The organism is Vibrio sp. 10N.222.46.A1 (assembly GCF_041473595.1).
Taxonomy (GTDB): domain Bacteria; phylum Pseudomonadota; class Gammaproteobacteria; order Enterobacterales; family Vibrionaceae; genus Vibrio; species Vibrio tasmaniensis_A.
On sequence record NZ_JBFRSN010000405.1, the window covers coordinates 1 to 5,048 of the forward strand.

The 5,048-nt window shown below is 45.4% G+C and carries 5 protein-coding genes and 1 pseudogene; 2 read left to right on the forward strand and 4 right to left on the reverse strand.

Annotation, left to right across the window (positions count from 1 at the left end):
- Positions 1 to 578 (reverse strand): P2 family phage major capsid protein (locus tag AB4496_RS12705; protein WP_372131081.1); only part of this gene is annotated, 578 nt, incomplete at its 3' end.
- A 47-nt stretch (positions 579 to 625) separates the two neighbouring features.
- Complete coding sequence (locus tag AB4496_RS12710) at positions 626 to 1,483, reverse strand: GPO family capsid scaffolding protein (protein ID WP_102258100.1); 858 nt, start codon at positions 1,481 to 1,483, stop codon at positions 626 to 628.
- A 134-nt stretch (positions 1,484 to 1,617) separates the two neighbouring features.
- On the opposite strand from AB4496_RS12710, the gene AB4496_RS12715 reads away from it, so the two are divergent.
- Both AB4496_RS12715 and AB4496_RS12720 read left to right on the forward strand, forming a co-directional pair.
- Entirely contained in the window at positions 1,618 to 3,369 is a 1,752-nt protein-coding gene (locus tag AB4496_RS12715; RefSeq protein WP_102258101.1) for a terminase large subunit domain-containing protein, read from the forward strand.
- Between the two features lie 21 nt (positions 3,370 to 3,390).
- Positions 3,391 to 4,359 (forward strand): phage portal protein, encoded by a 969-nt coding sequence (locus AB4496_RS12720; RefSeq protein WP_102258102.1) that lies wholly within the window; start codon positions 3,391 to 3,393, stop codon positions 4,357 to 4,359.
- A gap of 24 nt (positions 4,360 to 4,383) precedes the next feature.
- Here AB4496_RS12720 and AB4496_RS12725 read toward each other — a convergent pair whose 3' ends face one another.
- Together AB4496_RS12725 and AB4496_RS12730 are read right to left on the reverse strand one after the other, a co-directional pair.
- Entirely contained in the window at positions 4,384 to 4,905 is a 522-nt protein-coding gene (locus tag AB4496_RS12725; protein ID WP_102258103.1) for a hypothetical protein, read from the reverse strand.
- Positions 4,906 to 4,907: 2 nt separating this feature from the next.
- A pseudogene (locus AB4496_RS12730) lies at positions 4,908 to 5,048 on the reverse strand (lysozyme); the annotation flags it as partial.

Here is a 5,048-nt window from a genome sequence, read left to right on the forward strand (position 1 = left end):
ATACGCACTTCACCCACGTTCTTACCTTGTTTGATAAGTCGCGCTGCGTTGTGGTCACGCATGGCTTGGAACCAACCTTTGTTTACGTCTTCACCGTTCGGGTTCGCGCTTGCATCGGTGTTATCAGCAACGCTTTCGCCATACCAACCGATAGTGATTTTGTTCGCATCAATCTGTTCGCGAGTCGCTTTACTTAGCAAGGTGTTGAAGTTTTTATGATGCGCCCATGCATCTACTTTTGCGTAACGTAGTGCAGTATCAAAGTTCACTTGCTCACACATGTAAGGCATAGCCCCCATACTTGAGTGATCTTTAGGTGTGCGTTTGCCTGCACCAGAAGTATCGGTACGGCTGGCAATCATGCCTGTCACACCAAGGCCAATGGATTCACCTTTTTGGTTTTTCACCGAAATGATGTTGATTTTTTCTAGGAACCAGTTGCTTTCACGGATAGCCGCGATAATGCGCTGAGTACCATTAGGGCTCACGTTGAATTTCTCTGTTGCATCATCAACATCGTTTTGAGCGGCTACCGCTTTCACGTAAGCGCTGAGTTTTGTTTTTGTATGCTGTTGCATGTCTATTACCTAATCTAAAACGTTATGGATTGAGAACGTATCAACACTTATAAATAAGTATTGTCGTCATCACCTTCGCCTGCTAACTGGCGCTGCTCTTCATCGGTTAGCTTGCTGAGCTTTTCGATTTGACCTGTTAGGCTTTCTACCTGTGACGAAAGAGTCTCGACTTGACCTTTCAGCTCAGTCTCTTGACTGTTTCCTTCTGGTGTCGTGTCTTTTTCATCACCATTAGGGTTTTGTTCAGGGTTGTTTTGAGCCGATAGCTGAGTAACAAGTTGGCCTAATTGACCTGATAGAACTTGGTTTTGCTCTACGCTTGCTTCAAGCAGCTCTTCAATTTTTTTACTCATGTCGCCTTCTTCCTGTTGTTGTGAGAGCTGCTCAGGTTCTTCACCTTTTAACCAGCTAAAAAGTTTGTTCATTAACGAGCGCTCTTCAGTTGATAGCTCGATTTGTTCTGGGGCTTTCCCCGTGTAGTTGAGCATTTGCCCAGTGCATACATGCAGGGCTTTTTTCTCACTACGCTGCGCTGAAAGGTGTACTTGGGTTGTTCCTAATGATGCTGGCTCATCGGTAAATGCAAGCCCAGTTAGGTAAGCTTTTCCTGTTTTCGCAAAGTCTTCTAAATATTCACATGAGGTATGCAGTAGCTGCCCGTTTTCGATGTTGCGTAACAAGTGAGAATTGGGCTTCACTTCAACCCACAACTCGTTGCCACGCGCTTCCGCTGTTAACACCGAGCCACCTTTCCAGCTCCACTCAGAATGATCATCGTTGATACGAGCGGTGTACTTTTTCGGGTCGTAAGTTTCGGCAATATCATCAATTACCTTTTGAGGAATATCGCGACCATCAATGGTTGGTCCTGCGGTTAATACACAAATTGGCTCTGATTTGAACATGCCTAAACTCTCCTAAATTCGATGATTCCAATTTACCCAATGCCTCCGCCTTTTTGTATTTGTCCTAGTTCTAAACGCTTGATATAGAAATCGTTCAAGCTGAGTAATCACAAGCGCTGTAGCACTATGCAAACATGGAAAATAATGTTGTTAGCGAACCGCTATATACCGCCGACCAAACGAAAGCTTTGGGACTGTTTTTACGCCAACGTAAGCCTGCTGAAATTGCAGAAGCGGTTAGCGTAGCCACACGCACGGTTCAAAAATGGATAACTCAGTTTGATTGGAAGACGCTGAGGGATGACGCGCCCGTCGAATTAATGATGAGACAGCGCATTGCTTACTTGATGTGGGTTGACGAAAAGCTTGAGAGCCAAGAGCGTGAGCTCAAGATGTTACTCGAACAGCAATTCAAGCGTGATGAAGCTGAGCAAAGACGCAGCCGACCAGCTGGCCGAAGTGATGGTGAGCAAAAGCGTGGGCGTAAGTCGAATAAGGTGAAGAACGATGTTTCCCACATCACCAAAGAGATGTTGGATGAGTATCGCGAGAAAACCTTTTTCGAATACCAAAAGGAAATTCACGGCCATAAACAAAACGATGAGATCAATGAAACTCGCTTTTATCTTAAGTCGCGTCAGATTGGTCTTACGTTCTATTTTGCCTTTGAAGCGTTTGAAGATGCGGTGCTGACTGGCGACAACCAGGTGTTTATCTCTGCGTCGAAAAAGCAGTCGTATATCTTCAAAAACTACATTCGTAAATTTGCGCTAGAGATTGGCGAAGTTGACCTTAAAGGTAAGGACGACATCGAGTTAAGCAACGGCGCAAAGCTTGGTTTTATGTCGACCAATGTTGCGACCTCTCAAGGCTTTAACGGCCACATGTATTGGGATGAAGTGTTTTGGATCCCTCGCTTTGCTGAATTGGATGATTATGCAGGCGGTATGTCGATTCAGGCGCAGTTTCGCACCACTTACATTTCAACACCTTCCACCATGGCACATGAAGCCTACCCGAAATGGCAAGGCAAGAAAGAGCACGGTATTGACATCAGCCACAAGGCACTTAAAGCCGGTGCTTTAGGTGTTGATTTTATCTTCCGTCAAATGATCACGGTTGATGATGCGATTAAGAAGGGCGCGACCTTCTTCAACATGGATAAGCTTAAGCGTAAGTATCCGGTTAAAGAGATTTTCGACAACCTGCTGCGTTGTAAGTTTTTGGATGACAGCGCTTCATTCTTCTCATTGAAAGCATTACTGGCCTGTAAGGCCGACACGTCATTGTGGAAAGATGTCGACCACGACAAAGTAAGGCCAGTGGGCAATGCAGAGGTTTTGGTCGGTTATGACCCAAGAGGTGGCGGAACGGGTGAAAGCTCGGATGATGCAGGCCTTGTGGTGGCGTTAAAGCCTAAGCGCAAAGGTGGTGTGTTCCGACTGATTGAGCGAGTGCGCCTTAAAGGTTCTAGCTATGAGCAACAGGCTGACACGATTCGCAGCATTACCGATAAATACAATGTGGTGTACATGGCGATGGATACCAGTGGCGTAGGCTCTGCGGTTGCAGAGCTTGTTCGCAAGTTTTATCCCGCTTTGGTTGAGTTGGATTACTCACCCGAAGTGAAACGATTGATGGCGTACAAATCACGAGAAATCATTAACAGTGGCCGCTTACAGTTTGAAGCAGAGTGGGATGATCTCGTTCACTCATTCTTAATGATTCGCCAGCAAACCACCAAAGTAAGTAACCAAATTACCTTTACTTCCAACCGCAGCAAAATTGGCTCTCATGCGGATTTAGCCTGGGCGTCTATGCACGTTCTGCGTTGGGAGCCGATTGATATTAATAACGACACCGACACCACTGTCGAGTTCTTCTAGCCTAATTTTTGGAGAGACCAAGTGATAGAGATTGAATTTTCTAAACCCGTGAGCGTGATGAACAGCGACATTCTCAGTTATTTAGAAGTGGCGTTGGTTGATGGTTTATACGAACCACCGATCGCCTTAGACACCTTAGCCAAAGCACTGCGTACCAACCCAATGCATTCGAGTGCGATTGAGTTTAAGCGCAATACGTTAATGCATGCCATTTCGTTGAGTGGATTACTTTCACGCCAAGATGCAAAGCGCTTTATTCAAGACTACCTCACTTTTGGTGGGGCTCATCTTCAGGTGATTCGAGATTATAGAGGTTTAGGCGAAGTCGTTAAGCTCAAGCATTTACCGACACTTTACATGCGTAGGCGTGAAGACTTGGGTTGGTCGTATAAGCCAAGAGCTTACGACGATGATGGCCGTATAGACTACAAACATAACCAAGTGTTCTATTTGGGTGACTATGACGTTGCTCAAGAACTGTATGGTTTGCCGAGTCACATTAGCTCTTTGACCTCTATTTGGTTGAACGATGATGCCACTTTGTTTCGCCGTCAGTATTACCGCAATGGTAACCATGCGGGTTACTTGCTGTATATGAACGACCCTAACATGACAGATAAGCAACAAAACGAGATCAAAGAGCAATTGAAAGCTAAGGAAGGATTAGCATTTAAGAATCTATTTGTGAACGCTAAAGGTAAAGACTCCAACCCGCCAGAACTCAAGCCGATTGGGCAAGTAGAAGCGAAAGATTCTTACCGTGATGTGAAGAATCAGACCATGAACGAGGTGCTTTCGGTTCACCGTGTGCCAATCGAGTTGATGAGTATTCGACGCGAGAGTATTACGTCACTGGACTTGAATAAGGTGGATTGGATGTTCCACAAGAACGAGCTGCTACCGTTGATTGATATGATGCAAGAATTGAATGATGTTGTGGGGCAACAGGTTATTACCCCTAAAGAATATAAAAAGTTGGATGCGGCTTAGTATCGAGTATAGACAGATTCGTCTTTACTGCAGTGAGTGTTGCAGTTGTGCTCTTATCCAAGTTTGTAGCGATAAGAGCTTCTGAGCATTTTCAGCACAGGTTTGCAGGTTCGCTACATCTTCCGCTAAGACTTCGGCGTCTCGCTCGTAACCTGTAGCGGTTTTGGCGGCACCATCAGGGACGGTGGAGGGTTGCTGAATACCGATTGCTCTATTATGCGCTCGCACTGATTGGGCGCGGATGTGCATCCAGTCAGGATCATTAACAACGCACTGCTTATCATTGTTCTTTTGAGCATACTTGATCACCTCTTTTTCAATCTCTCGAAATTCAATACGAATATCAGGCTTTTGGTTAGCGAGTTTTACGGCTAGTTGAAAAGCCTCATCTTGTTTCTGCTCTACTTTTCCCCAGAGTACGTTTTGCGCTTTTAGTGCTTTGGCTTCGGTAGTTGTTACGCCGTAGTCATAAGAACAATAAGCGACACCGCTAAGAACGGAAGCAAAGGCAATGGCTTTAAATAGAGTTAGATATTGGGTCAACATTATCACCACCCATTCAAACAGACGTGTTGTTCTGTTGCTCGTCGTTTAGGAATACCGGCACAGTTACTTTGCTTGAGGCGGCAGTCTTTACCATTCACAAACACCCACCTAGGGTATTCATTACAGGCGCCTTGATGATCGCC

What these genes read in the sequence shown, in the direction of transcription:
- AB4496_RS12710 (WP_102258100.1), bottom strand. Translation starts at nt 1,483, where the DNA reads ATGTTCAAATCAGAGCCAATTTGTGTATTAACCGCAGGACCAACCATT.
- AB4496_RS12715 (WP_102258101.1), top strand. Translation starts at nt 1,618, where the DNA reads ATGGAAAATAATGTTGTTAGCGAACCGCTATATACCGCCGACCAAACG.
- AB4496_RS12725 (WP_102258103.1), bottom strand. Translation starts at nt 4,905, where the DNA reads ATGTTGACCCAATATCTAACTCTATTTAAAGCCATTGCCTTTGCTTCC.